Source organism: uncultured Thiocystis sp., from assembly GCF_903866365.1.
Taxonomy (GTDB): Bacteria; Pseudomonadota; Gammaproteobacteria; order Chromatiales; family Chromatiaceae; genus Chromatium.
The window spans coordinates 1-4,029 of record NZ_CAIPNF010000493.1 but is presented as its reverse complement, the minus strand read 5'-3'; the positions used below and the strand labels follow the sequence as shown (position 1 = coordinate 4,029).

The window sequence follows — 4,029 nt, the reverse complement described above, 5'->3', positions numbered from 1 at the left end:
GCCAGCGGGCGTCAGGGCGCTAAACGAGGAACTGCTCGGCGAGACCGAACAGCGTTTTCTTGAGATCGGCAGGAGCATCGATCTGGATGTGACGTGGAAACAGCCACGACACGTCGATTTTGATGCCAATGCCGGCGATCTCGATGCCAGTTGCCTGGCATTGTTCGATGATGTTCGTCGCCCCGATCACGTCATCAGGCTTGCCGTCGGTCATCACCAGGATCACCCGCTTCCGCTCCTGTCGCTGCAAGAGATCGGCGGCGGCGTACCACAACGCCTGTGTCAAGGGCGTGTTACCGCGCGCCTCTTGCAGGAAAGCGCCAGCACGTCTGGCGGGCCGTTGCCCATGCTGGATCAGGCGGGAAACCTGTTCGCCCTCCCCAGCCATGCCTGGAAAGGCCGTCACCGCGACCGACACGCCTTGAATGGTGTCGAGTGCCAGCGCCAGCGCCAAGGCGGATTTCTGAGCGATATCGCTCTGCGATTCGCCGCCGTAATCGTTCCCCATTGACCCCGACAGGTCGATCAGAAGATGGACCGCCGTGTTCGGTGCCGTTCGTTCCCTTTTCCGGGCGAATAGCCTCGAATCGCCAACGCCCGCGCGGTGCAGACGGTGAGCGACCAGTTTTTTCCCCTGATGAACGGCGTATGGCCGATCCATCTGCGCGGACTGCACCAACCCTTGCAGTTGGGCGATTAAGGCCCGCGATTCTCCTTGAACGTCCTGGAGAAGGCTTTTGCCTTCTGAACTCAGAGCTGCGTCCACCCCGATCGGGAGCGTGGTCTGACGTCCGTGCCTTCTCGACTCGGTTTTTAGAAGTGTTTTCGCGGTCTCGAACAAATCCTGATCGAGATCGTTTTCGTCAGCCTCCAGCGCCTGTTGGAGGGTTTTTGACGTCTTCCCTGAATCGTTCCCGGAGCCACCCTTGGATTCATCCTCGGAGCCGTCACCGGAATTGTCCCCGGAGCTACCCCCGGAGCCACCCTCGGAATCGTCCCCGGAGTCACCCTTGGAATCCTCGGAGTCGTCCCCGGAATCGTCCCCGGAGCCACCCTTGGAATCCTCGAAGTCGTCCTCGGAATCGTCCCCGGAGCCACCTTTGGAATCCTCGGAGTCGTCCCCAGAGTCGTCCCCGGAGCCACCTTTGGAATCCCCGGAGTCGTCCCCGGAGTCACCCTTGGAATCCTCGGAGTCGTCCCCGGAATCATCCCCGGAGCCACCCTTGGAATCCTCGGAGCCGTCCCCGGAATCATCCCCGGAGTCACCCTTGGAGCCACCCTCGGAGTCGTCCTTGGAATCCTTGGAGTCGCCCTCGGAGCCACCCTTGGAATCGTTTTGCGGCTGCTCGGCAGCCTGTTTCTCATCCTTCAGTAGAAGAAGGATTCGCTCCGCCAACTGATTGGCCTCAGCCGTCCTTTTCAGCCTGGTCACTTCAATGGTCATCCCCATCAAGCGACGAACCGTCGACGCGGGGAATATCTGACGAAGCACCTTCTCCGCTTGCGCCGCGAAGGCGGTCAGGGCGGTTTGCTCCAACACCCGGCATCGCAGGGTCAACAGCAGATAGCCGGTCAAAATGGACGCAGGATGATCTTTCGGATCAGGCGCACACAATCGATGGTTGCCGATCATCCAGTCGACGACCGTTTCCAGGGTTTTTTTCGTCCCTGGGTAGGAACGGCGAATGGCCTGCTCAATGCGGATGTCCTCCAGAATATTAAGCAAGGTCTTTTGCAACGGCGACTTGAGCGCCGCCGCGCGGAATACCGTCATGTCGGTACTTCTGACATGACTGGCTTCATGCGCCAGAAATCCCCACGCGACCTCGCGCAGGGCGGAATCCGCCGGAAGATCCGGTATCCAGATAGTGTTGCCATCGGTACTGGCCGTCTGGCTGGCGGTTGTGCCACCGACGATGACGTTCACGCCGAACTTGCGTCCGAGCGCGGCGGCGACAATGGGCATGGCCCGATTCAGGGTCTTGGTTTGCATGGTGCGTCTCCAAAAATGGACACGCTCCGCCCCCTCGGGGCAGCGTGTGCCCCGGTGGGGAAAAGGGTGTCGACGTTCGTCGCACACCGTTCTTGTTGGCGTTCCCCTGGCTGGGGATCGTCGGATTAAAACCAGCCGAAATCTTGGATGGTTTTGGTCTCGGCTTCGGCCACTTCGGCTTCGGCGTCGTTCAGCCGGGCCTCTTCAAACACGCCTAAAAACGGCGTCTCCACGTCGAAGTCGTCGAAGTCGTCAAACAGGTCGCTGGCGTCCAGACTGACGTCCAGATGCGTTGCGATGTCGGCTTCAGCCTCAACTTCGGTCATCGTCTCGACGTCGGACTCAACCTCGGTTTCGGCCTCAACTTCGGCATCGGCATCAACCTCGGCATCAACTTCGGCTTCAACCACAGGATTCAGCATCCCTGCACCGTGACGCGCCATCCGATCTTCGTCGCAGAGAAGCATCCACAGGCCGAAGCCTTCTTGAAACATGGATCCTGTGACAGGGCCGCTCGGCGGAACTTGGCGCAGAAACCGCTCCACCTGATCGAGAATCGGTCCGATGCGGGGATCCACGAAACTCAGAATGTCGAGTTTTTGTTGAACCCGGCGGAAAGTTCTCAGGGCGTGTTGCGACATCGCCTCCTTGCCGATCAGGCTTTTTTCCAGCGGGATCGCGATTTGGGCGATCTCGTGGAACACCGTGGTAGCAATGTCGGCCACATCCTCCACCAGCGTGTCGTGCTGCCCTTCGGCGGGCTGAATAATCAGCGGACGATACCGGAACGAAAACTTCGTGCCGATCTTGGCCGCCGGGTCGACGGCGGTGCGAAGCTGCCGCTCCCATTCCGGGTGACGCAGGATCCAGTCTTCGATCTCCCGGTCATACCCGGTCAGAAAGTGCTGGGTTTCGACTTCGTACTCGGTTTTCAGCAGATCCAGTTCGCCACTGAGGGCGGCAAGCTGGTCATTCGGGATCAAGTACCCCCCGAGAAACCGGGTGCCAACCTTCAGGCAGGCCCGATCCGCTTGTCCCTTCAGGGTTCCGAAGACCCGGAGGGCATCCGGGTTGCAGATTCGCTTACTGCCGAGGGAGACGAGTTCCTCGGAAGGAACCTCGCTGTCGGTCAGTTCCAAATCGTCGGCCCGAAGCTTCTTGCGCCCGGACCACTGACTGACGGTCAGGACGATCAGGGCCATTTTCTCGGCGATCGTGATGAGCGTGTCGTTCAAGCAAATGTTTTTCATGCGTTTCTCCAACAAAGAGAGACGCACGCCCCCAAGGGGAGGCGCGTGACTCCCCAGGGGGTGAAGGCCAGCGGAGGCTGGCGGTTGAATGACGCCGGATGCGCGTCGGGCGATCGCGGTCTTAGAACCAGCCTAAGTCGGGGATCTCGGTGTCGATCAGCGAGAGATCGAAGGCCGGGACACGCGGACGCGGCGGTGTGACGTCTGGCACCGTCTGGTTGACGACCACAGGGCGACCAACCGGCGAGACCGACTTGGGGGGGAATGAGAACACGAGGTCATTCGACGTGTTAATCGCATGCCGCCCGATGTCGCGGTATCCCTCGCGAACCTTGGTGACCGCCGTCTTCCGGACCTTGCGGTCGGCGGAGGCGGGGTAGATCTTGTGTTGCGAGAGCCGATTTCCTGATCCCCAGCGGACTTCGATCTCCCCTGTTGGGAGACGCCGGTAGCCCCAGGATTTGCTTCGGCCATCAGGATGGATGTACTCATAGACCTCAAACTGGTTGAGTACTTTGTGTTGATCCATCGCTAGACCCCCAGCCACAGATTTCCCATCACATCTTCGGCAATCCGATGGATCGCCTCGCGTTGCTCGGGATCGGCCCTGTTTGTCAACGCCTGTTCCAAGGCATGACAAATCGGCTGGGGCGCACCCCGGAAGGTGAGCGACAGTCGCGCCCAACGGATCAGCGTCCGCGTGGACATCGTGACCGTGAGTTCAGCCCCCGATTCGCCTTCGCCCAGAAACAGGCGACGGATCTCGTTGGCGACGGCGATCATCTT

At 60.3% G+C, this 4,029-nt stretch carries 4 protein-coding genes; all 4 read right to left on the bottom strand.

Going from position 1 to position 4,029, the window contains the following annotated elements; all coding sequences use genetic code 11:
- Window positions 1-19 precede the first annotated feature (19 nt).
- On the bottom strand, window positions 20-1,993 hold the full coding sequence (locus tag QZY07_RS26700) for a VWA domain-containing protein (RefSeq protein ID WP_295409380.1): 1,974 nt from the start codon (window positions 1,991-1,993) through the stop codon (window positions 20-22).
- A 125-nt stretch (window positions 1,994-2,118) separates the two neighbouring features.
- On the bottom strand, window positions 2,119-3,228 hold the full coding sequence (locus QZY07_RS26695) for a DUF3150 domain-containing protein (RefSeq protein ID WP_295409377.1): 1,110 nt from the start codon (window positions 3,226-3,228) through the stop codon (window positions 2,119-2,121).
- Window positions 3,229-3,364: 136 nt separating this feature from the next.
- Entirely contained in the window at window positions 3,365-3,772 is a 408-nt protein-coding gene (locus QZY07_RS26690; protein ID WP_295409374.1) for a hypothetical protein, read from the bottom strand.
- A 2-nt stretch (window positions 3,773-3,774) separates the two neighbouring features.
- On the bottom strand, window positions 3,775-4,029 hold a 255-nt coding region (locus QZY07_RS26685), incomplete at its 5' end, for a CbbQ/NirQ/NorQ C-terminal domain-containing protein (protein WP_295409372.1).